This window comes from Rhizobium etli CFN 42, from assembly GCF_000092045.1.
Lineage (GTDB): Bacteria > Pseudomonadota > Alphaproteobacteria > Rhizobiales > Rhizobiaceae > Rhizobium > Rhizobium etli.
On the sequence record NC_007761.1, the window covers coordinates 3044566 to 3064984 of the forward strand.

At 57.1% G+C, this 20419-nt stretch carries 23 protein-coding genes, 1 tRNA gene and 1 pseudogene; 11 read left to right on the forward strand and 14 right to left on the reverse strand.

Translation table 11 applies throughout. The features are described from left to right. Window positions 1-28 precede the first annotated feature (28 nt). A complete protein-coding gene (locus RHE_RS14870) occupies window positions 29-1117 on the reverse strand; it encodes an ABC transporter ATP-binding protein (protein WP_011426153.1) in 1089 nt (362 codons plus the stop codon). Window positions 1118-1384: 267 nt separating this feature from the next. Between RHE_RS14870 and RHE_RS14875 the strand changes: the two genes are divergently transcribed. After that, the gene (locus tag RHE_RS14875) at window positions 1385-2095 is read left to right on the forward strand and encodes a GntR family transcriptional regulator (protein ID WP_011426154.1); all 711 of its coding nucleotides are present in this window, start codon (window positions 1385-1387) and stop codon (window positions 2093-2095) included. Window positions 2096-2124: 29 nt separating this feature from the next. Here the strand turns inward: RHE_RS14875 and RHE_RS14880 are convergent, their stop codons facing one another. Further along, entirely contained in the window at window positions 2125-2535 is a 411-nt protein-coding gene (locus tag RHE_RS14880) for a DUF4174 domain-containing protein (protein WP_041678707.1), read from the reverse strand. Between the two features lie 220 nt (window positions 2536-2755). Continuing rightward, a complete protein-coding gene (locus RHE_RS14885; RefSeq protein WP_011426156.1) occupies window positions 2756-3139 on the reverse strand; it encodes a BRA0787 family protein in 384 nt (127 codons plus the stop codon). 349 nt (window positions 3140-3488) lie between these two features. Between RHE_RS14885 and RHE_RS14890 the strand changes: the two genes are divergently transcribed. Together RHE_RS14890 and RHE_RS14895 are read left to right on the forward strand one after the other, a co-directional pair. Next, window positions 3489-3695 carry a hypothetical protein gene (locus tag RHE_RS14890; RefSeq protein WP_020921836.1) on the forward strand — a complete coding sequence of 69 codons (207 nt, stop codon included), beginning with the start codon at window positions 3489-3491 and terminating at the stop codon, window positions 3693-3695. Between the two features lie 22 nt (window positions 3696-3717). Next, window positions 3718-3957, forward strand: coding sequence for a DUF2934 domain-containing protein (locus RHE_RS14895; RefSeq protein WP_011426157.1), 240 nt, complete (start codon window positions 3718-3720; stop codon window positions 3955-3957). Window positions 3958-4449: 492 nt separating this feature from the next. Here the strand turns inward: RHE_RS14895 and RHE_RS14900 are convergent, their stop codons facing one another. Beyond that, window positions 4450-4644 carry a hypothetical protein gene (locus RHE_RS14900; protein ID WP_020921837.1) on the reverse strand — a complete coding sequence of 65 codons (195 nt, stop codon included), beginning with the start codon at window positions 4642-4644 and terminating at the stop codon, window positions 4450-4452. A 122-nt stretch (window positions 4645-4766) separates the two neighbouring features. Between RHE_RS14900 and RHE_RS14905 the strand changes: the two genes are divergently transcribed. The 3 genes from RHE_RS14905 (at window position 4767) to RHE_RS14915 (ending at window position 6560) form a co-directional block, all read left to right on the forward strand. After that, window positions 4767-5492 (forward strand): LuxR family transcriptional regulator, encoded by a 726-nt coding sequence (locus RHE_RS14905; RefSeq protein ID WP_020921838.1) that lies wholly within the window; start codon window positions 4767-4769, stop codon window positions 5490-5492. Between the two features lie 214 nt (window positions 5493-5706). Further along, window positions 5707-6372, forward strand: coding sequence for an acyl-homoserine-lactone synthase (locus RHE_RS14910; protein ID WP_011426160.1), 666 nt, complete (start codon window positions 5707-5709; stop codon window positions 6370-6372). Further along, the gene (locus RHE_RS14915; protein WP_020921840.1) at window positions 6369-6560 is read left to right on the forward strand and encodes a hypothetical protein; all 192 of its coding nucleotides are present in this window, start codon (window positions 6369-6371) and stop codon (window positions 6558-6560) included. Before RHE_RS14910 ends, RHE_RS14915 begins: the two co-directional genes overlap by 4 nt. Window positions 6561-6691: 131 nt before the next feature. Here the strand turns inward: RHE_RS14915 and RHE_RS14920 are convergent, their stop codons facing one another. Next, window positions 6692-7060 (reverse strand): response regulator, encoded by a 369-nt coding sequence (locus RHE_RS14920; RefSeq protein WP_042119285.1) that lies wholly within the window; start codon window positions 7058-7060, stop codon window positions 6692-6694. Between the two features lie 220 nt (window positions 7061-7280). Between RHE_RS14920 and RHE_RS14925 the strand changes: the two genes are divergently transcribed. Then, window positions 7281-7356 (forward strand) — tRNA-Ile (locus RHE_RS14925). A 197-nt stretch (window positions 7357-7553) separates the two neighbouring features. Here the strand turns inward: RHE_RS14925 and RHE_RS34985 are convergent. Together RHE_RS34985 and RHE_RS14930 are read right to left on the reverse strand one after the other, a co-directional pair. Further along, window positions 7554-8369: pseudogene (locus tag RHE_RS34985) on the reverse strand (site-specific integrase); the annotation flags it as partial. A gap of 140 nt (window positions 8370-8509) precedes the next feature. After that, a complete protein-coding gene (locus tag RHE_RS14930) occupies window positions 8510-8767 on the reverse strand; it encodes a helix-turn-helix transcriptional regulator (RefSeq protein WP_011426163.1) in 258 nt (85 codons plus the stop codon). Window positions 8768-9209: 442 nt separating this feature from the next. On the opposite strand from RHE_RS14930, the gene RHE_RS31225 reads away from it, so the two are divergent. Further along, window positions 9210-9704: a hypothetical protein gene (locus RHE_RS31225; protein WP_011426165.1), complete on the forward strand. Its 495-nt coding sequence runs from the start codon at window positions 9210-9212 to the stop codon at window positions 9702-9704. 302 nt (window positions 9705-10006) lie between these two features. Here the strand turns inward: RHE_RS31225 and RHE_RS14945 are convergent, their stop codons facing one another. From RHE_RS14945 to RHE_RS14960, 3 genes are all read right to left on the reverse strand, one after another. Continuing rightward, window positions 10007-10966, reverse strand: coding sequence for a hypothetical protein (locus RHE_RS14945; protein WP_042118783.1), 960 nt, complete (start codon window positions 10964-10966; stop codon window positions 10007-10009). Next, a complete protein-coding gene (locus RHE_RS14950) occupies window positions 10967-11950 on the reverse strand; it encodes a DGQHR domain-containing protein (RefSeq protein ID WP_011426167.1) in 984 nt (327 codons plus the stop codon). Between the two features lie 398 nt (window positions 11951-12348). Then, window positions 12349-13383: a hypothetical protein gene (locus RHE_RS14960; protein WP_244425743.1), complete on the reverse strand. Its 1035-nt coding sequence runs from the start codon at window positions 13381-13383 to the stop codon at window positions 12349-12351. A 374-nt stretch (window positions 13384-13757) separates the two neighbouring features. Here RHE_RS14960 and RHE_RS14965 point away from each other — a divergent pair, with 374 nt between their 5' ends. Then, window positions 13758-13970, forward strand: a complete 213-nt coding sequence (locus RHE_RS14965) for a hypothetical protein (RefSeq protein WP_042118787.1) — start codon at window positions 13758-13760, stop codon at window positions 13968-13970. A gap of 364 nt (window positions 13971-14334) precedes the next feature. Here the strand turns inward: RHE_RS14965 and RHE_RS31230 are convergent, their stop codons facing one another. The 4 genes from RHE_RS31230 to RHE_RS14990 form a co-directional block, all read right to left on the reverse strand. After that, window positions 14335-16317, reverse strand: a complete 1983-nt coding sequence (locus tag RHE_RS31230) for a head maturation protease, ClpP-related (protein WP_166486913.1) — start codon at window positions 16315-16317, stop codon at window positions 14335-14337. 55 nt (window positions 16318-16372) lie between these two features. After that, window positions 16373-16804, reverse strand: coding sequence for a hypothetical protein (locus tag RHE_RS14980; RefSeq protein WP_042118788.1), 432 nt, complete (start codon window positions 16802-16804; stop codon window positions 16373-16375). Continuing rightward, window positions 16789-17091, reverse strand: coding sequence for a hypothetical protein (locus RHE_RS14985; RefSeq protein WP_011426172.1), 303 nt, complete (start codon window positions 17089-17091; stop codon window positions 16789-16791). The genes RHE_RS14980 and RHE_RS14985 overlap by 16 nt, the downstream gene beginning before the upstream one ends. Before the next feature lie 150 nt (window positions 17092-17241). Continuing rightward, a complete protein-coding gene (locus tag RHE_RS14990) occupies window positions 17242-18066 on the reverse strand; it encodes a helix-turn-helix domain-containing protein (RefSeq protein WP_011426173.1) in 825 nt (274 codons plus the stop codon). 429 nt (window positions 18067-18495) lie between these two features. On the opposite strand from RHE_RS14990, the gene RHE_RS14995 reads away from it, so the two are divergent. After that, window positions 18496-18777, forward strand: a complete 282-nt coding sequence (locus tag RHE_RS14995; RefSeq protein WP_011426174.1) for a hypothetical protein — start codon at window positions 18496-18498, stop codon at window positions 18775-18777. Window positions 18778-19107: 330 nt separating this feature from the next. After that, the gene (locus RHE_RS34360) at window positions 19108-19317 is read left to right on the forward strand and encodes a hypothetical protein (RefSeq protein WP_042118791.1); all 210 of its coding nucleotides are present in this window, start codon (window positions 19108-19110) and stop codon (window positions 19315-19317) included. Window positions 19318-20419: the final 1102 nt, after the last annotated feature.

The window sequence follows — 20419 nt, forward strand, 5'->3', positions numbered from 1 at the left end:
TTGATGCGGAAGGTTGGTTGATGATGGTTCATGCGGAGGAGCGGCCGAGAAGCACGGCGTCATCGAGTTCCCAGCTGAGCGCGACGGTCTCGCCGACGGCGACCGGCCGAGCGAAATAATCGCTATCGTCTGATATGACGGTGAAGTCGTCGCTGCCGGCGCCGACAACGGTGATCTTCACCGAGGAGCCGCGATATTCGACGTTGGAGACGATGCCGTTGAAGCCGAGCGTCCACTCGGTCGCCACCTGCAGGCGGACGCGGTCGGTGCGGATGCCGATATCGACCGGCCCACCAACTTCCCTGCCCGTCCCGCGCACGGAAAAGCTCTGCCCCTCCGGCACGGTCATGACGAGCATGCCGTCCGCGCTCGACGTTACCCGGCCGGACAAGACGTTGTGATCGCCCATGAACCGCGCGACGAACGCGGTTGCCGGCTTCTCGAAAACCTCACGGGGTGCCGCCGCCTGCTCGATCCGGCCGTCATTCATGATGACGATGACGTCGGCGAGCGCCATCGCCTCTTCCTGGCTGTGGGTGACGTGAACGAAGGTGATGCCGAGGGACTTCTGCAGCTTCTTGAGCTCTGCGCGCATGCGGATCTTCAGGAACGGATCAAGCGCCGACAGCGGCTCGTCGAGCAGCAGCGCCTCCGGATCGGTAATCAAGGCGCGGGCCAGCGCAACGCGCTGCTGCTGGCCGCCGGAAAGCTGGGCCGGACGCCTGTTGGCGTAGGGCTCCATCTGCATCAGCTTCAGCATCTCCAGTGCTTTGGCCCGCCGCTCCGCCTTGTCGACGCCCTTCATCTTCAGGCTGAAGGCGACATTGTCCACCAGGTCGAGGTGCGGGAAGAGCGCGTAGGACTGGAACATCATCGCCGTGCCGCGCCTGGCTGGCGGAAGATCGGTGACGACCGTTTTGCCGAGCCTGATGTCGCCTGAAGAAATGCTTTCATGGCCGGCGATCATGCGCAGCGTCGAGGTCTTGCCGCAGCCCGACGGGCCGAGGAAGCAGCAATAGGAACCAGCCGGAATCTTCAGGCTGATCCCGTGCACGGCCGTCATCGTTCCGTAGACCTTCGAAACGGATACTATATCAATCTCTGCCGCTTTCGACATCGTGCCTTCCCCTGTTCGGGAAAGATGATGCATCTGCCGTGCCAATCGCCTCAACTTCAGCTAAGCCCCTAACAAGAAAGGATTTTAACACACGACGCCGTGCAGGCGTAGTTTATGGGCATCACATCGCCTGCACAGGATTTAGGCTATTGTCTGCAATTTACGCAGAAGATCGTATACAATTCCGCCGGTATTTCGATGACAAATTCCGTTTAACTTTTGCCGCGAAGCCGGGTATGGTTTGCCCGCCATCAGGGAATAGTTTTCATGAAATCCGCCGCCAAGGCCATGCAGGCCGAAGAAGTCGCCGAAACCGGCGCGCACCAGATCCGCGACGCCATTCGCGAGGCAATCGTCGAGCGCAGGCTTTCCCCCGGCACCAAGCTTTCCGAAAGCGATGTGGGCAATCTTTTCAACGTCAGCCGCACACTTGCCCGCGCAGCGCTCCAGGCGCTTTCCTATGAGGGTCTCGTCAGCGTCGAGAAGAACCGCGGCGCCTTCGTCGCCTATCCCTCCCCTGATGAGGCCCGCCAGATCTTTTCCGCCCGGCGCCTCGTCGAGCCTGGCATATTGCGCGAGGCGGCGGCGCGGATCACGGCCGATGACATCAGGAATCTGCGAGAGCTGCTGCAGGAAGAGGGCCGCCTGATGAGCGAGCGCGGTCAAACGGCGAGGCGCGCCGAGATCAAGGCATCCGGCGATTTCCATCTGATGCTGGCGGAACTTTCGGGCAATGCGATCATGCAGCGCTTCATGGAGGAGCTCGTCGCCCGCTCATCGCTTGTGATCGCGCTCTACGGCCAGTCGACCGCTTCCAGCTGCGGTCATTCCGAACATGGCGACATCATCTCTGCGATCGAAGGCAACGAACTCGACCGCGCCTGCCAGCTGATGTTGTATCACATCGCCCATATCGAGGCCGACCTCGACCTGCGCGAACGCAAGAGCCTCGGCCTTAAGGAAGCCTTCGAACTCTGAACGGGGTGAGCGCACGTCGCCCGCAGCTATTACGACGCCTTCTTCGGCAGCTTGTCCAGCGCGGCGAAAATTTCTTCCGCCGTGCGCGGCTCGCTGGAGCGCAGCTTCACCGTGCCGTCACGCCCGATCAGGATCAGCCCGAACTCGCTGTAAGGCGGCCCCTGCAGCCGCTCGCGAATATCGTCCGCATCAAGTTCCCAGCCATCATCGAACAGCGAGAAAGCGCCGCCGCCAGCGATGATGAACACTTCGACGTCTTCCTCGATGAGGCGCATCTGTGCGTTCCGGAGCCATTCGTCCTGGATTGCTGGGCGGTCGTCCTGCGCATCGGCGAAGATGATCAGCACCCGTTTGCTGTCTCGAAACCGCTCGAGCGATTGTGGAAGTTCCGGCTCACGTCGCGGTGTGCCGATGATTTCATGAACGATGGATCTCAGCATGGTGCTATTCCTCGCCCGCATCTCGCGGGCTGTAACTGCGCCATTGCAGCGGCCGCGTATTTCAAGACGCGCAAGAACGCTGTAACGCGCTGAATACCTGAATAATGCCCAAATCCGGTAGGAACTGGGATCATGCAGTAAACGGCTGGAATTGGGGGAGGTTCCGACGAAGCGGAAAAGGATCGCAGCTCAACATCTGTTGGCCGCGATCCCCTTCGCGTCAGTCGCGGTTCTGGTCCTCGGCCACATGCGCCGAGACGGCGACGAGGTCCGCTGTGCCGTTGGCAAGCAGGCGTTTGCGCACCAGCACGCGCATGACGCGTGCCGCCGTCGAGAAGGTCATCTGGTCGAGCGGACCTTCGCCCTCCCACGGCTTGGTCAGCCGCTCGGTGACGGCGCCGACGATATTCATCGGCACAATATCGGTGCATTCGCGCATGGCTTCGAAAACGAAGCTGATCGGGAGGACCCTTCCTTCATGGGTCACGATCGGTTCGGTCAATTCGCTGTCCCATTCCTCGAAAGCGTAAAGTGCTTCGCGAAACAGCTGCTGGAGGGTAAACGGCGCGTGGCCGTTATGAAGTGGCGGCAGGGCATTCATCATGTCTGTCTCCTCTCGATGGATTAAGCCAAAATCCTCCTGGATCGGTCGGCATGAACGCGGGGAACACAGCGTTTTTTGCCCCTGCAGACCGAATAACACGATTGATTCTATAGAGTAACATTCCGTGAATAAAGCCCATTTCTCGACCGAGGCGGCACCCGTTTTCCTAAATGTATGAAATTCCTGCATGTTTTAGGCGAAATTTTCTCAGCGAGCCGGATTCTTGAAAATCCATGCCAGCCGCGTGGGAATGGCGCGGGAGGCGGAAAAAACCCTGAAATCACGGAACTTTTGCGGCTGTAATCTGTTTTGTTCGCGCACTTCGTAAAAGCAGATGGGGTTACCACCAATGACGCAGATCCGTGAACCGGAGCGGCGGTCCAAAGTCCTGCGCGGCCGTCCTTACAGCCTTGACGAATTCGCCTCCAAATATGGCCTGCGCAGCGACCAGGCCGAGAGCCTGTTTACCCGCTTCGGGCCTTCCTCGATCGAACTCGATTTGCTGATGGCAGCCAAGCGCCGCGCGCCCGTTCTGCCGGACAGAATTGCCGAATAACGCCTTTCAGGGGAATCGATTGATGAGCGACAGACGCCATGAGTGGATCAGCAAACGGGCCTATGCGATCTGGGAAGAACAGGGCCGCCCTGACGGCCGGGACGGCGAACATTGGCGCCAGGCAGTCGCCGAGCGGGACGCGCTGGAACGCACGCAGGCCTCCGTCGATGGACGCGAGGTCCTGGTGAAGTTCCGCCCGAAGCCGCAACGACCGGAACTGCCGCGCGACGGCTGGCTCACCCCGCCGGCCAAGGCCGGTTGATCCGACTTCAACGGCGACCGACCGCGAGACTCTGCACGGCGCCATGGAATTGCCACCGCATCCCGGATGCCGGATGCCGGCCTCGTCCCTCGAGGCCCTACGGGCGCACAAAGATGAGGGCGGAGAGAAGGTGTGGCTCGCCTCACCGATAGTGGAGAGAGAGCGCGGCTTACCTCACCGCAGAATGGAGCGACGCGCCGAAGACGGGGGAGCGTCGATAATGGCACAGTCCACCCCCCTTCCCCGAACGCCGCTGTTCCGCTTGAAACACTTCGTCAAGCATATTGGCACAAATCCATGGAATACCGGTTCTTCTTTCACCCGCCCCCGACATTGCCGCTCGACACTCCCCTCGCAAAATCGGAAACGGAACAGGGATGAAAAAGTGCGCGTGCGCGAAGCGTGATTCCATCCGGCCGCGGCGCTGATTGATGCCCGGCCGGGCCACTCACGTCGGGGAAAGCCTCACACCGCCCGCCGGGGCGGGCCATGTCAGAAAGCGTTATTTTCCTGGCAAAGCGCCCGGTGGACCTCGGTCCAGAACAGCGCCAGCGGGGTGTCGCCGTTGCGTTCGGCAACAAGGGCGCGGATCAACGCTTCGGAACCTGCCATGTCCTGCCAGCTGGATTTCAGGCCTTTGGCGGCCTGTCGGCATTCGGCAATCTCGAACGGTCTCTTGCTGTCCATATGAGGTCTCCTCATGAAGGCGCTAGCAGGCGGCGGCCGAATTGTCATTCCCCGCATATGTGGGGATGCCTTGTATTTATGACGGTCCTCACGGTAGGATTGAGGGAACTGGGACAATGGAAATGATCGAGAATAGCTACAGCGACAAGTTCGAACCTGCTTTCGAACAGATCAAGGCTGCAACCAATGTGGATGCCGCCATCCGTATTCTCCAGGCGGAATATGGCCTCGATTTCGTTACCTACCATCTCGCCCAGACGATCGCGAGCAAGATCGATTCCCCCTTCGTGCGCACCACCTATCCGGATGCCTGGGTCTCCCGCTACCTGTTGAACAGCTATGTGAAAGTCGATCCGATCGTCAAGCAGGGCTTCGAGCGCCAGCTGCCCTTCGACTGGAGCGAGGTCGAGCCGACGCCCGAAGCCTATGCCATGCTGGTCGACGCCCAGAAGCACGGCATCGGCGGCAACGGCTATTCCATTCCCGTCGCCGACAAGGCGCAGCGCCGCGCGCTCTTGTCGCTGAACGCCCGCATCCCGGCCGACGAATGGTCCGAGCTTGTGCGCCGCTGCCGCAACGAATGGATCGAGATCGCCCATCTGATCCACCGCAAGGCCGTCTATGAACTGCATGGCGAGAATGATCCGGTGCCGACCTTATCACCGCGCGAGATCGAGTGCCTGCACTGGACGGCGCTCGGCAAGGATTACAAGGATATCTCGGTGATATTGGGAATATCGGAGCACACGACGCGCGATTACCTGAAAACGGCACGCTTCAAGCTCGGCTGCGCCACGATTTCGGCGGCCGCTTCGCGGGCGGTGCAGCTGCGCATCATCAATCCCTGAGAATCGCAATCGATTTTCCGAAAATATGACGTGCCGATTCAAAAGCCGGAGGATCGCGATCCTTCCCGGCCGCACCTCGTCTTCGCCTGTCGTGACGCAATCCTCATACTTTTGGGCTAATCCCCCCATCTGAGGGGGCCCATCTGAGGGAATTTCCGATCCGGCCCGCCTGAACCATTCTGCTCTCCACGGACTGCAAACGCTGGAGGGCAAAATGTTCGTTATCATTCAGGCACATGAGTATCAGAAACACGCCGCCGTACTCGACCAGATGTTCCGCCTGCGCAAGAAGGTCTTCGCCGATCAGCTCGGCTGGGATGTTCCCGTCATCGGCCCCTACGAACGCGACAGCTACGATGCGCTTTCTCCGGCCTACCTCGTCTGGTGCAACGATAGTCGCACGCGCCTTTATGGCGGCATGCGCCTGATGCCGACGACCGGTCCGACGCTTCTCTACGACGTCTTCCGTGAGACCTTTCCGGCTGCCGCCGATCTCGTCGCCCCGGGCATCTGGGAAGGCACGCGCATGTGCATCGACGAGGAGGCGATCGCCAGGGATTTCCCCAACATCGATGCCGGCCGCGCCTTCTCGATGATGCTGTTGGCGCTGTGCGAATGCGCGCTCGACCACGGCATCCATACGATGATTTCCAACTACGAACCCTATCTCAAGCGCGTCTACAAACGCGCAGGTGCCGAAGTGGAAGAACTCGGCCGCGCCGACGGCTACGGCAAGTATCCCGTCTGCTGCGGCGCCTTCGAAGTGTCTGACCGCGTGCTGCGCAAGATGCGCGCCGCCCTCGGCCTGACCCAACCCCTTTATGTCAGACATGTTCCGGCCCGCTCGGTCGTGACGCAATTCCTGGAGATGGCAGCATGAAACGCCTCGTTGAAACCGCAACACCGAAAGACATCTCCGCCCTGGAGCGCCATGTCCTCGCATCCCGCGACATCGCCACGCAGATAGGGGATCCCTTCCTCTCCTATCTGCTTTCGATGGCGCTGTTCACGATCTACGAAAAGAAGGCTCAGCATGAGAATGAGGCGCTGAAGAGCAGCTTCGGCTGAGGGTGCGGTCCCCTCCGCCGCACCTGAAGAGGGGCACGCCTCCCGGCGCCTCGCGCGCGGCCGCAAAACTTGTCCCCGTTTTGCGGCTGCGCGCCCCACTCACCTCGGGTCGCCAACGCGTCAGGGACACATCAAGCCATCAGTGAATCGATCGTCGTAATCAGCGTGTCGTGCAGATAAGGCTTGGGCAGGAAGGCGGCATTGGCGGGCAGCGCCAGCGGATCGAGCCGCACCATGCCCGAGGTGATGATGATGCCGATATTCGGCCGCATCGCCCTCACCCGCCTGGCAAGCTGGATGCCATCCATCGAGCCCGCCATGTTGACGTCGGTGAACAGAATATCGACATCCTGCCGGCCCTTCAGCACCACCAGCGCCTCATCCGCACTCGCCGCCTCCAGCGCCACATGGCCGACATCCTCCAGCACATCGAGGATATTGAACCGGATCAGCGGCTCATCCTCCACGATGAGCACCACGGCACTGTTCGAAGCCACCATCTGCATTCGCCCTTTTCCTGCGGAATCTGATTCGAATAAGTCTTTCCGCCATGCGAAGGTTCCAGTCCTTTTGCCCAGGAAAAACGCATCATCCACAGATGTTGTGCTGCCCGCTTGTGGCTCCCTGCAATTTGGGCTAGAGCGAACCGATGCTGCGGGAACCATTGCCCTAGCATCCAGGTGCCGATCTTCGACACCACGGCGCCCACTGCCGGCGTCAGGGCCTGTAGCTCAATGGTTAGAGCCGGCGGCTCATAACCGCTTGGTTGGGGGTTCGAGTCCCTCCGGGCCCACCATTCTTGTTCTTTGCCATTGATTTTCCATGTTTTTCTCCTCGATTTGTCTCACTCTCATTTTCCGCGCGTGAAAATGAGACACTTTTGGGGTTCCGGTAATCAGCCAGACGGGCAAAAGCGTTGCTCGCCATCTTTCGTTTTTGAGCATTGCGGATGTAGGTCTCGGCGGTTTCCAACTTCGACCAGCCGAACACAGCGCACATCTCCGGAGCGCTGGCGCCGCTCTCCGCGAAGATGACAGCGGCCGCTTTCCGCAGCCCATGGGCGGAGCACTGCGGCAAACCCGCAGCGTCGCACCATTCCCGCATGCGGTTTCCTAATCCGTTGACTGTGAACGGGCGGCCGTGCTCCGTCACCAGATAATTGAAGTCACCAGTCTTAGTATGTCTCAGCGCATCGACTAAATCTGGCATCATCGGCACTTCGATTACTGTGGGCTTCCTGTTCCGATTTTTACGGGCGGTGAATCGAAGCTCACCACCGCTTTCGTGCTGCCGCCCGATATATGCTGCGTCAGATATACGGGCGCCAACGTTGATCATAATTTCCAAAGCAAGACGTGCAGTCGTGCCTATTGGGTGGTACGCGCGATAGGTGTCGATCTCATCCGGCGTCCACGTGTGAAAGCCTTCAGACGCTGCGTTCAGTTTTTTTATTCCTGTCGCCGGATTAGCGGAAATCAGCGGCGGGTCTTGCTTCATAGCCCAATTGAAGAGAGCCCTTAGAACCTTCACCAGCTTATCGGCCGCCCCTGGCGTTTCCTTCCGTTTGAGCTGGCTGTTTGCCACATCCTGTTGCCGAAATTTTTTATAAGGCAGTGGCCCTGCCGTCATGCAGAAGCGCGCCAGCACGCTGCGCTTATCGCTCTGCGTCGTCACTTCCAAGCGCTTGAACGCATTGGACCGATAATACTGATCGACAAGCCAGTCGAAGGTATCCTCCCGCGGCACCTCCTTTTTCGACGGGGCAGCACCACCATCCATCGCTGCGAGCGCTGCCCAATAAGCCTTCATAAACGCTTCAGTGATGTTACCCCTACCGTCATCAAACTTTTCAAAGATACGGACTTTTTTGTAGCCATTCTTGCGCACGTAATAGCGCGGGTTTCCCCGAGGATCCGGATCATAAACGCAATAGCGGAGCCGGGTCTTGATCACGCGATCACTCCATCAAACGGATTGTTATCGTCTTGGGAGTTGGCGGCACCGCTCTCGACCAAGCCTTGCCATGCTGCACGTATTTGTTCCGTATCCCACAGCACTACACCATTGATTTTTGTGCCTTTCGGCATGAAGCCTTGATCAACCCAATTGTCGAATAACGATGCCGAGATGCCCAATGAGGCAGCCGCCTCCTGCCGCCGAAGAGCGAAGCGAGGAATGCTCAACTCTCTAGGACCGGCGCCAGCCAACTTAGTGCCTCCGCTCTATCTTGAAGGTCATCGGCCTGCCATGCAGTCGACTCGCATGCTCAGTGGCCAATGCGAGCGCCGTTTCGACTGAGATTCCGAGGCGAGCGCAGAGATGGTCGAGCTCGATCTTTTTGCCCTGAGTCAGCTCTTCCGAGATCGCAGTGCACCTCTCGAAGATCTCCTCGTCGCTCAATAGGGAAAAATATTCCTTCTCCGTCATCACGCGGCCTCTCGATTTGGTGATGCTGAGCGCAAAGTTCGACGCTCTGCAAGTCCGGCGGTATTTCTGCCGCTCACGGATCCTTCAAGACGTGTTTGACATGATTGGATGCTGGGCCTACCGTTGTCAATACGGTTATAACAGTTTTGCGCACGATTGTTGACATTTGAATGTCAACAGTGATTAACATTAGACTGTGGTTTGAAGAAGCGGAGATTTTGCATGGCGAAGAAGCCAGAGGACCAGCAGAGGCGAGTTTATGTACTGCCGAGGGATCTTGTCGAAAGGATCGCGCAGTATCAGCAAATGGGAGGCTTCGCCTCTGAAGTCGAGGTGGTCAGGTCCTTGCTAACTGAAGCTCTTACCAAGATCGACAGCACCGCCACTCTGCTGGAACGAGTGCGCACGAAATTTAAGACGCTTCCCAACGCGTCCATGGTTGCAAAAGAAGTCCTAGCAGGGCATCCGCTGGTGACCAAAATCGAATTTATGGGAGATGAGGTCGAGTTCTGGTTGCATGGCCGTCAGGACCTTATCGCCATCCGCAATGGCCAAGGCGGCACCTCAGAAGTATCCGTATCTCACGAACCCAATGGGGTCGGCCATTTTAAATTAGATTATGCGGGGCGATTGCTCTTGGAGGAGGAGAAGGGCTGGGCAGTCTTAGGTCCATCGATTCTTGCTCAGCGTGAGACGGAGCGTCAGGCTACGACCTGACAAATCGCAGCGTCCTCCTCAGGCTTCGCGCAACCCTTCTCACGAAGACTGCGGCAGCTTTGCCGTCATGGCGTCGAGGCGGCAATTCGATAATCACAAGCGTTCGACTCAACGCAGACGATGACTTTACGACCGCCGGATATTCGAGGGGCGCCTTCTTCGCCTACAGCTTGTCGAGAGTTTCGCGCAGTTCCAGCACGATGTGTTCGTTGAATTCGGCGCAGGCCTGATCCGACATAATCAGCCAGCAACAGCAGCTTTCCGCCGAAGGGGCGAAGCAGGTCAACTCGGCAGTCTGAAGATCAGGCTTTAGTTGGCAGAGCATCCTCAAACTTACGCTGGCCATGACGCAGAAAGCTCTTCGGGCCACCGACGGCACTCATATCGGCAATGACCCCACGGACGAAACATACGACGGCAACACAGGCGGAACGAAATTGGAAAAGGTCACCTCCAGAGACGGAGAGCACTTGAGAAAGACCAACCTGTCCTCCGATAACTGCCGCGACTTCCTGTTGCAGGGCGGATGTCTTTGCCTTGCCCTGATATGGATACCATACACCTTCCGCTTGCCGGTACTGGATGTCGTTCCTCATCTGAGAGGGCCACGACAGGTTATGGCCGTTTTTAGATATGAGAGCGATAAATGAAGTCAATTGGTTGCCGACACTTTGTCTGTCGGCGGCGAGATAGCGGCTGCCCGCGACGGCCACCTGAAGGTCAGACAGCGCCCGGTGCAATTCTCGCCATACGGACTCATGCGAACCACCACCACCGTTGTCGGTCAGCATGTTCACTGCTGATGCATCCATGTCAGCAGTTAACAGATATTGGCCCGTCTGAATCTTGTAGGGCGGAGTGACGGCATAGGTTGTGAGGACGTTCCTCAAAGACATCAACTCTGATGTCCGGAAATAACTCGGTGATCTGCCCCAAATGCGCAGCATCGTATGCGCATAGAAAAGTGCGGCGTAGTAAAGCTTGACGTATGGCCAGGCCAACGATTTGGGCAGCTCATTGATCTCAATGATATTATTGAGTGTCTCGCTGGCCGCCGAGGCGGTGCGGTTGATGTCGGCACCCAGAGCCTCGAGGAAACGCTGATTGTTGATGCCTGAAAGCACGAGAGTTTTACCTGCCACGGCCGGTGCGTATGTTGCTGTCATTAGCCAATGATGAATTGTCCCCCGTGGATGCCCCGTCAGTTGCGCCAAACCAGGGCACCACATCAATCTGGTAGCCTCGACGACTGTCAGTGCCATTTAGAAGATCGATTTTGTTTTGAGTCCGTCTGTGAAAACTTTAGCGTAAGCGCTCACACTATTGCCCACATTTTTTACCGAAGAATGCTTCACGTTCTTCAGCATATCGGACACGATCTCCGCGAAGTCGTCCGCTAAATACCTGGTGCCGAAACGGTCCCGCACACGCTGGGCAATCTCTGGAAAAATCGACAAAATGGCCCGGAAAACAATGGGCTGCGTTGCATCCATTTCCAGCTTTTTCTCGGCTGCATGTCCCATGACGGCTGTAAGATAGGCCGCCATGACACGGTAGATTTCCGATGGTGAAGCCTCACCGAAGAGCCCCAAAATAGGGTTCACGGCTGCGTTAAAGGTGACGCGCGAGATATGGTCCTTCTTACGTTTCGATGGTGACATTGAACCGAGAAGTGGACTCGACGGCTCAGTGGCGAATAGGTCGAAGATGTCCCCGAGCCGGGTCTCAACGTCGTTCCGGTATTCCGCCAGTTTCCGGATGTCGAGGAGAAGTTCGTTTGGTACCGGCTTCTGCTTAGTGTTGATGTCGATGAAAAGACGAGACTCGTCCACTCGCGAAAGCTCGTTGTAGACGACTACGGGGACGCGGAGTTCGGATTTGGCCAAATGGAAGCCGTAGATACGATGCTGACCATCGAGAACGAGGAAGGATTTCGGAATGTCTCGGAAACGGACCGTTCTCTTACGGCGGTCGTAGGTGAATTCCGAAATACTCTGTCCAGATAGCACCACGGAGGTTGGAATGGTGCCGAATCCAGCATCAATGTAGTCGGCAATTTGCTGTGCTCGATCCTTATCCAGAAGACGCTGAAATCCGGCAATGGGGTCTTCGTCCCGATCCACGACGAAACAGGTTCTTGCAAGCACATCAGAGGGTATCGTTAAGCTGTAGAAGCGGTGGTTCCCTTGTGTGATCAGTGATGCGGTATAACTGAGAAATCCGTCTCCTGTATTCTCGTCTGCCACTGATTCCCCCTTTGATGCTACCGCTTCAGCGGATGGTTGTATTCTGATCCTTCATTGGAGACAAGAATGTCGCGCTGCGATATGCCCGCAAACATGTTCTTCGACGATTTCGTAAACATGATGCCGAGCCATGCCGTCCCTCGATCACCAAGGCGATGTTCGCTAATCACGCTTCCGGGGCGGCCGATCCGCTGCTGTCGGTTCGAAGTGGGCATTCAAGGCAGGTTTTACACGCCGAGACGCGCCCTCATTTTCTGTCACCTAGCGGCCTGCACGTGATCCTCGAATCACAATCCATGAGTCTATGTAGTAACTCCTATCAGCTTGGGCTACACCTTCAAGTTTTGTCCTGATCGTAATCTCCAACAAGCCGAAAGTTCGCCGAGCAATCCCGGCAGTTAAGGACGATCATGATCGTCGGCAGGAGGCACACGCGGTAATCTCCAAGACCTCAATTTGAGATACTCAGTTGCTTCATCGTTATCCAACATAGCTTCGATTTTTAACGCAGCATTTACAATTGAGTCCATCTTTTTTTGGATAAATACTTTCGAATACCGTTCTTGCAGTCTGCGCGCCTGAATTTCCATAGAATCGCGCCAGTAATTAGTCCCCGTTATATTTTCATGCGCGTCGACAAACCTAGCCAGTGGGCCGCCAATTTCCGCGCCTATAAAGCCCGGGCAGGCGCAGCAAAACTCATATAACTTATCATCGCCTGTCGCGATCCAAACGTCGTGCTCGATCTCGCCGAAACTGAAGCGCTCCCGCGAGTTATTCACGATATCCGCAGCGGAAATGAGTTTTAGGTCATTAGCTCCATTCAGGGCTATACGCTTTATGACCTCCGGTGGCGTTAAGCCTTTGCGGCCACCCTTCTTTAACTTAAGAAAATTTTTTGTAGCTGCTACTTTTCGCCTCCTGAGTTCTTCAGTAATACCAGTCTCCGGTGCAAACATATACCTGGCTATTGTAAGTTCTTTCAGGCTGACGAGGTCGAGAATTTCTGCGCAGTAATCAAAGTATAGAACAAATTTTTCAATCCCATCTAACCCGTCTATGAGGTTAACGGCATTCATCGCCAGCAACGATGCATAGGAACACGAAATCACTTTTTGACGATCTAGTGATAAATCTCTAAACGACTCATAGTCTACGCTTCCGCCTCCAAGAGAAACCTTTGCCGAGTTGGGATCATCGCGGAACCCTGGCAAATAGTCCTTCAGGAATATTTCGAACGCGGCTTCGACGGCGCTTCTGCGCGATGGTGGCAGTTCTTGATAGGCCGCTGCAGGAGAGATAAATACACCGTATTTCGCATTTCTATTAATTAACTTTGCCAGTTCTAAGACGCCAGAATCCTTTAGCGTTTTATGCCGGTGGTCCTTATGATAGGCCCCTTCGATTGTGATCAGTATGTTAGTGTCGAACATTATATTTGTTTGCCGACCGCTACTATAGTTCTGCCTGATAGCGTGTCTATCCAGCTCGACGACCTCCCGTGATCTCGAAGAAGCCTTAAAAACGCGAATCATCTTGCTCCTCTAATGGCACGGCGCCGCAATTATATCCGTTGGCGCTTGGCCGCCCTAAAAGGCTGAAATCGCTGACCAGGAGTTGGAAACATTCTGCTGGCAGCCATTGATACTACGAAACACAGAACCCCTCCCAAGCGAAACTCGGGAAGGGTGAAGAGAAGAGAACCTGGCAGTACTTAACGCCTTAGCAACGGGTTCTCCGCAACAAAAGACCCAAGCAGCGAGTTTGAGCTTGGAACCCGCTGACGATTGCAAACAGGATCAAGCCCATGACGAAGATCAGTCTCAACGCTCAAGCGATAGGCATCGCCGTTAGCAGCCATGACCCCGACAAAGTTCGCGCCCAATCGGCTTGCGCGTTTATACCCGTCGTGATTCATAAGCCCGGTATTGATGCGATCTACGAGGGATTGCGCCTCGCCGACATAGAGGGCTTCGTAAAGCCCGACGCCGACAAGTTTGCAAAAGATATAGACCGCTGAGACGGGGTTGAATTGCTGGCCAACCGGGTAAACTTCAAACGTATATTGCACGCCTGATTTTCCGGACCAGACTACTTTTGTAACCATGCGAAAATGTCCTTTGATGAGACAAAGGACGGCTTGACGACTTTTGCGGGAGGGTTAAAAGTCTGACTTGTCATCATGCCTAGCCGTCCTGTGGTTAGGTTTGAGTTGGTGTGATGGTTGTGGTGAACCATCACACCATAATCTGGCTTTAGAACCGCTGATTCGCGCAAGAGGTGGCTGATAAAAGTCATCTTCTATTTTCTAGATTTCCACAGGAGCAGTTCGCGATTTTCGCTTAGGCGCGAGGGGTCTTTCGTCGGCGATCGCCGACGAATCTTTATTCGCCCTCATTGAGATAAGCGCCGCGCCAGCCTGTAATGCCGCAGCCAAAATCTAGGATCGCCCGGAATTCGGTTCCGAGCGTGTTCCAGCCTTCGCGCGTTTCCAGTTTCGGCTGCTGGACACCGTTAAGGTAGGCAATCTCAAGGATCGGCGCCTGGTCGGGCGATGCGAAGAGCCGCCAGGCGGCATCCTCAAGGCGAGGTTCGACCAGAAGCGAGAGTTTCCCGGAGAAGGGGTTCACCTCTTCGGTTGCCGAGGGCGTGATCGCGGCGATAATCTGCTCGCCGGCCGTTTCGTTGTCAGTGCCGACGATGAGGAACTGCGGCTTCAGCGAAAGCGGCGTTTCGTTGTCGAGCCCCTTCTGGTCGCGCAGTGCCTTACGGCCTGCGCTGACGCTACTGATCGTCAGCTCGGATGGCGTAACCGCTTTGTTTCCACGTGCATTTGCGAAGAGCGTAACACCGTCGTCGAGCAGCGGCCCGAGGCCGGCATTGTCGAGCAGAAGATCGGCAATCAAATCCGCCTCCGTTTGAGCGGCGGCTTGGCCGAACGCCCGGAGCGTATCGGAGAAGGCGTCGAGATCATCATTGATCAGCGCTTCCCGCGAGATGCCGAACATTTTCGCATATGGCTTGACGCGGTAGGTTTCTTTCGCCTCCGAACGCGAGCCGTAGGTGATTTCGGCGCCTTCAAGCACCTCTTCGAGCCTCGGCATTTCCGACATGCGGCCGATGGTCATGGCCTTAAAATTGGCGGCGTTGCGGACACGTGCCAATTGCTTCAGCGGCGTCTCGGCGGCGCGATAGGCATCGAGCATGAAGCGGTTCGCGGCGTTGCCCGTGACAAAAGGAAAGTCCGACGTGCTGTGTGTCGACCCGCTGCTCATGATCTGCGTCGCAAGCCGATCGCGATTTCGCGAAATCACCCGCTCGCCGCGCGCCTCCAGCAGAGCCGCCCCCATTTCGAGCAGGCTGCGGCCCTGCCATTCTGAGGCGCGGCCCTGGGCAGGCTTGCTAGCGATCCGGGCATAAAGCGCGTCCTCGATATCGCGGGCGACCATCATCGAGCCGTAGCTGCCGTCCAAAACCAACGGTGACACCCGACCGCCGCCCGGCTCTTTGTCGGCGAGCGCGTTGATAACCATCGTCTGTGCTTTGGCGAAATCACCCTTCGCGTTGAGCACGATTTCGTTTGCCTCCACCAGCGTCATCTTCGCAATGGTGCAGAGCTGATAGATGCGGCTGTTGACGTCCTGCATCTTGGCGGCCGCCTGGTCGTCGGCCGCAGCCAGGTTCGGTTCGGTCATGACCACTTCCTTTCGTTTGTGCGGAGCGGCCGCAACCGCCACCATGGGAAGACCCATTGCCTTCCGCTCTCCTGCCAACCTCTTCAGACGATCCGGCGCTTTCGCGTATGTCCGATAGTCAAACGCCGCATCGGCCGTCGGCGCGGTCGGTGCATGCTCGGAAACCGAGGTAGCGAAGCCATTGGCCAGCGCCTCCTGCGGCGCCATCCAGGTTTCATCCTTCATCATCTGCCGGATTTCCTTTTCGGAAAGACCAGTGCGCTCGGCATAGACTTGCGCAAACACACCCGTCATCGTGTCGAGAACGCCGGCGGTGCGCCGGTGATCGTCAGCCGGTCCGAGGGTCATTCCGGACGGCTCATGGATCATCAACAGGGTGCCGAGCGGCATTTCGATTTCGTCGCCAGCCATGGCTATCAACGAAGCTGCCGAGGCGGCGATCGCATCGATTTTCACGATTACCTTGCCGTCGTGGCGCTTGAGAGCATTGTGGATCGCGGAGCCTTCCATGGCGATGCCGCCGCCGGAGTTGAGACGCACGACGACGTCGCCGGAAAGCGCGCTCAAAGCCTCGATCACCTGCGAGCTGGTGAAGCCGCTTTCATCCCAGAAATCGGTGAAGCCAACCGGCCCGTAAAGCATCAGTTCGCCGTCTACGATCAGTTTTGACATGCCTGCCTCAATTCGGTTGACTTGAGGATTGTCCGAAAGCTTGGCCACGAAAAGCCTATCTCGTGGCCAAAATTTTCCTGATCCGCCGGGCCGCAACCGCATAATCGACGCGGGTCAAGATGACCCAGAGCGCCGCACGCAGGTCGCCGGGTTCGTAGGGACAGTTTTGTTTCTGCTGATCGATGTGCCAGGCGGAAGCTTGATAGCGTAGAAGCGCTGCCGCCAGCTCTTTGGCCTGTTGCGTCGGTTTCATGGCGGGAAAGAACGTCTCGGCGGCTTCCCGAATGGCGGTGTCGCGTGCAGCAAACACCGATGCCCCGCGCCAGCGCTTTCCGCGTGCCACTTTGAGATCGAGCGCTGCGGCGACATCATCCGTTTCGCCCGAAAGGAAGCGGTTTACGCGAATTGCCATTCGGCCCGCCCAAGGCTTCGACACCCCGTCGAGGTGCTCCGCCAGGTCGATGAAGTCGTCTAGCGGCGTTGACATGCCAGGGCCGATCTTGCCTGTTTACGTCTGGATTTGCGTTGGGCATCCTCGGCCATCAGCGCCTGCCGCCAGGCCCATGCGGCCGCGAGCCTAATCCGCCACAACCGGCCCATGCCACCCCGCTTGATCGCCGGCAGACCGATCTTGAGATATCGCTGCATGGTCGGCAGGGAAACGCCCAAAGCGAGGGCCGTGTCGCCTAGCCCGAGGATGGCATCAGCCCGGTCGTCGGGTAGCGGGAAACGTTCGATCAGGTGTTCAATTTCGGCTTCGCTCAGTTCGTTCATGGCTTTGCTCCAAGAAGAACAACAAGGCGCACCATTATGAAGAAGCGCAGTGCCTACGGTGCAAAAATAGTCTCTTGGCCTGCGCTACCGCCGTCCCCGCTTTCAAGTTTTGGCCGGGAAGGACCCGCGCCACCCGAGGCGGCGTACAATTCAAGATAGTCTGGCGCCCGGCCGCTTCCAAAGCGCCTCATGGATGACACGAATGCCAGCGCCTCGCTGATGACGCTCGGCAGCCGTTACCGCAGTCATAATTTCCTGGGTGAGCCGTTCAATCGCGTCGGCCTCTAGCTCACGGCCCAGTGCATGCAGGTCCGCATACCAGCGCCGCTCTGCTGCGGCGTCCGCCGCTTGGCTGTGTGATATTTGGTGGCGTGGTACCGGCCGAAATTGTTTCAATTGATCGATATGCCAACCCGATCCGCTACGATGCCCATCACCGCGCTCCGGCTGACTGGCTGCCCTCTGCTCATCCGCCCTTTGCGGCCATGACTTCGCAACGTTTCCACGGGCGCCATCCGTGACTAAGAAGGGTTCATTCGAAGGGTTAGTTCTACGGGTTTGTAGGGCATTTTTGTCCGGTTCAACCGGACATTCGTGCCCTGTTGAACTGGACATTTCTGCCCGGTTGTCTCGGTCGACGTCGCCCCGCCTTCGCGACCGCATGCGTAGCTCCCAGTCGTCCACGATCTGTTGAAAATTCATCCAGCACGGAAGGTAGCTCGCGCGGTGCGACTTCCCGCCATGGCTTGCCTTCTTAAACAGCCCGCGTTCGCACAGCCTCGTCGTCGCCCGACGGACACTCTTTTCATCAACCTCAAGCAATGCGGCCAGGCGTTCAACGCTCGGATCGCACTGCCCCGTTTTTTTGTTGAAGTGGTCGATAATCGCCCCAGCCACGCGTCGATCATTGGCGGACAGGTCCGGTGCGACAGCGAGCGCCTTATAGGCGAAGAAAACTTTGTTTGCGGAAGACATCGCCACGGGCGCTCACCTTCCACATTTTACGGCATGAGATCGTTTCAGCGCCTCGATTGCTTCGAGGATGGTCAGATCAAAGCGGTTACATACGAGGGGAATTGACATCCGCTTCACGACCGATGCTTGAGCGGCGATCCACCGGCTTGCATCGTCGATGACGTGTCGCTGCGTCGTATCGCGAGAGCAATTTCGTGAGACACTATCAAATGGGAGACATTGTTTTTGCTTGCTAACTGGAAATGTCTCAGCTCCGGCGATGCACTTGATTTTATTGAAGGGACGCAGGCCCTCCGGGCCCACCATATTTTTCAACGACTTAGCAGAATCCGGATAGGCGGAGCATGGGTTTTGGGCTACAATCCGGGCTACCGAATTGTCGGCCCCTAACCGTGGTGCTACAGAGAAAAACATGTGGAGGGCGCGCCGATGGGTCAAAGAATCGATTCCATGAAAAACGATTTAAGTGAAGGAGCCCTTTGCGTCCTCGCCGCGCTGGCTGTCGTGGCCGCTCTAAGCCTTCTTATGTCAGGGATTGCGGCTCTTGCACGCGTCTTGCTGTTCCTGAAAATGGGCTTTGGCTGCGATCGCTGTGCGACGGAATCGCGCTGTGATCGCGCTTTGATGTACTTGGAAGGGAAACTGGATTTCTGGGGCCCTCTCCCACTAGAGATTTCTCCAGATGGGATATTGCAGCTCTTGAAACCATAATGGCGGTCAACTTTCCTGTCCGGTGCGCCTAATGGTCGGTATCTCACCCACCTTGTCCCGCCAGTTCATCCGAGGCCCGGGAACGAACCACCCGTTGGCTACCCACCGGAAGAATTTACGGCCGATCGCATCGATGAACTGCGCGTCGGTGGGCGGATCATGTTCACGGGGCATGCCCCCATGCCCGTTCGATGATCCCTCGGCTTTCCACGGGTAATCCACAGGGCAGCTGCACGATTGTTCGGCGCTCCGCCAGGCGCGGCAGCGGCCTCTATCCGCACCGTTGTAGTACGAAAGGATTGCCGGCCATTGTGTGAGAAATTTATCGTAATGCCATTTAAGAAAGTACGCGGAAACATTGCTCCTGGTGAAATGCGCCAAGCTTCCAATTCAGCCGCTGCATTACGCCTTGCCGGCGCTATGGCGGAAAGGCTCGTTGGCGTCGCTGCTTATGCCGTAATGGTGAACATGGAGAGCGGCGATATCAGCAGCCCCCGTGTTCTATGCCAGTACGGAGAGGTCGCTGATCTCGCGGCTTAAACACAGTTAAGTGGGATCCAGGCAAGGATGGACAGCCGAGATCGTGATCCGCTTGAGCTTCGTAGCCAAATTACTTGCGGCAGAGGCATGCCGAGTGCTTCCGCCGCGTGATTTCCTTTTCGCACTGACAAAGATATCAAACTTGGTCGCACCTTTGACTCACAGGCCCTGATTTTCAGGATATTCACGCAGCTTCCGGCAAATCCCAGAGGATCCCACATTTTCCAGATATCGGCGTCAAACAACGCCTGCTAACTCTTAGCCCAATCGACAATAGCCTTGAGCTGGTCGCTCGCCGCACCTTTTTCAGCGGCGATCGAAGCGCTTGCCTCTTGAGGGCCGTGCGCCGAGTGGCGAAACAGTCCTGCCTCATGGCACCATTGAAGCATCTTGTTGCCGATCCGCGGGTTGGAGAACGGGTTGCCGTATTCAGTGACTAGGAATGTCATCTGTCCCGTAGGTACCCGATCTAGCTCCACGGCTAGATCAAGAGGAATCGGCGCAGGACTACCTGTCGCGGGAGGAGGCTTGCCAGGTGAATTGGAACCTGAACTGCCCCTACACATTATGTGGTTGCAGCCTGACTCGTTCCATTTAGGAGATTTCACATGAACAACATAATCTGGCTCGTCGGCGCCGTAGTCATCGTGCTCGCTATCCTGAGCTTCTTCGGGTTCCGTTGAGAATCGAGTGCGGCGGCTCAACTGCACCCATGCATGAACGCAGGAGCACGCCGCTAGGCAACGCGTCGTATTTCTTCGAATTCGAGAAATCCAAAGACCCCTGGCACCTTGACGGCGGCCTGGGACAAGGGCTGACCGAATCGATGGGGTGAGCCGCAGTGCTAGACTGTTTGCCGTCGCTATAAAGAGGCTATCTCGTCCCCGCCTAGGCGGGCACGAGATAAGATGGTTCCGTCGGTATACCTTTGCGGGCTGGCTCTCGGGGTAGAGCGATCGTGAGCTCACCTAATCTCACCCGCATGCCAGCTCAAGCAATCCTCAGGGTTTGCGAGCATATCGACAGCGGCCAGTCAAGTGACCGGCTTGGGAGGTCGACCACCGCGCCGCCATTGAGCCCGCCAAGCCAGAATAGGAGAGCG

What these genes read in the sequence shown, in the direction of transcription:
- RHE_RS14905 (WP_020921838.1), top strand. Translation starts at nt 4,767, where the DNA reads ATGATCGAGAATAGCTACAGCGACAAGTTCGAACCTGCTTTCGAACAG.
- RHE_RS14915 (WP_020921840.1), top strand. Translation starts at nt 6,369, where the DNA reads ATGAAACGCCTCGTTGAAACCGCAACACCGAAAGACATCTCCGCCCTG.
- RHE_RS14875 (WP_011426154.1), top strand. Translation starts at nt 1,385, where the DNA reads ATGAAATCCGCCGCCAAGGCCATGCAGGCCGAAGAAGTCGCCGAAACC.
- RHE_RS14985 (WP_011426172.1), bottom strand. Translation starts at nt 17,091, where the DNA reads ATGAACGAACTGAGCGAAGCCGAAATTGAACACCTGATCGAACGTTTC.
- RHE_RS14910 (WP_011426160.1), top strand. Translation starts at nt 5,707, where the DNA reads ATGTTCGTTATCATTCAGGCACATGAGTATCAGAAACACGCCGCCGTA.
- RHE_RS14995 (WP_011426174.1), top strand. Translation starts at nt 18,496, where the DNA reads ATGGGTCAAAGAATCGATTCCATGAAAAACGATTTAAGTGAAGGAGCC.
- RHE_RS14900 (WP_020921837.1), bottom strand. Translation starts at nt 4,644, where the DNA reads ATGGACAGCAAGAGACCGTTCGAGATTGCCGAATGCCGACAGGCCGCC.
- RHE_RS14870 (WP_011426153.1), bottom strand. Translation starts at nt 1,117, where the DNA reads ATGTCGAAAGCGGCAGAGATTGATATAGTATCCGTTTCGAAGGTCTAC.
- RHE_RS34360 (WP_042118791.1), top strand. Translation starts at nt 19,108, where the DNA reads ATGCCATTTAAGAAAGTACGCGGAAACATTGCTCCTGGTGAAATGCGC.
- RHE_RS31230 (WP_166486913.1), bottom strand. Translation starts at nt 16,317, where the DNA reads ATGTCAAAACTGATCGTAGACGGCGAACTGATGCTTTACGGGCCGGTT.
- RHE_RS14960 (WP_244425743.1), bottom strand. Translation starts at nt 13,383, where the DNA reads ATGTTCGACACTAACATACTGATCACAATCGAAGGGGCCTATCATAAG.
- RHE_RS14890 (WP_020921836.1), top strand. Translation starts at nt 3,489, where the DNA reads ATGACGCAGATCCGTGAACCGGAGCGGCGGTCCAAAGTCCTGCGCGGC.
- RHE_RS14880 (WP_041678707.1), bottom strand. Translation starts at nt 2,535, where the DNA reads ATGCTGAGATCCATCGTTCATGAAATCATCGGCACACCGCGACGTGAG.
- RHE_RS14945 (WP_042118783.1), bottom strand. Translation starts at nt 10,966, where the DNA reads ATGGCACTGACAGTCGTCGAGGCTACCAGATTGATGTGGTGCCCTGGT.
- RHE_RS14920 (WP_042119285.1), bottom strand. Translation starts at nt 7,060, where the DNA reads ATGGTGGCTTCGAACAGTGCCGTGGTGCTCATCGTGGAGGATGAGCCG.
- RHE_RS14885 (WP_011426156.1), bottom strand. Translation starts at nt 3,139, where the DNA reads ATGATGAATGCCCTGCCGCCACTTCATAACGGCCACGCGCCGTTTACC.
- RHE_RS14965 (WP_042118787.1), top strand. Translation starts at nt 13,758, where the DNA reads ATGACGAAGATCAGTCTCAACGCTCAAGCGATAGGCATCGCCGTTAGC.
- RHE_RS14895 (WP_011426157.1), top strand. Translation starts at nt 3,718, where the DNA reads ATGAGCGACAGACGCCATGAGTGGATCAGCAAACGGGCCTATGCGATC.
- RHE_RS31225 (WP_011426165.1), top strand. Translation starts at nt 9,210, where the DNA reads ATGGCGAAGAAGCCAGAGGACCAGCAGAGGCGAGTTTATGTACTGCCG.
- RHE_RS14980 (WP_042118788.1), bottom strand. Translation starts at nt 16,804, where the DNA reads ATGTCAACGCCGCTAGACGACTTCATCGACCTGGCGGAGCACCTCGAC.
- RHE_RS14990 (WP_011426173.1), bottom strand. Translation starts at nt 18,066, where the DNA reads ATGTCTTCCGCAAACAAAGTTTTCTTCGCCTATAAGGCGCTCGCTGTC.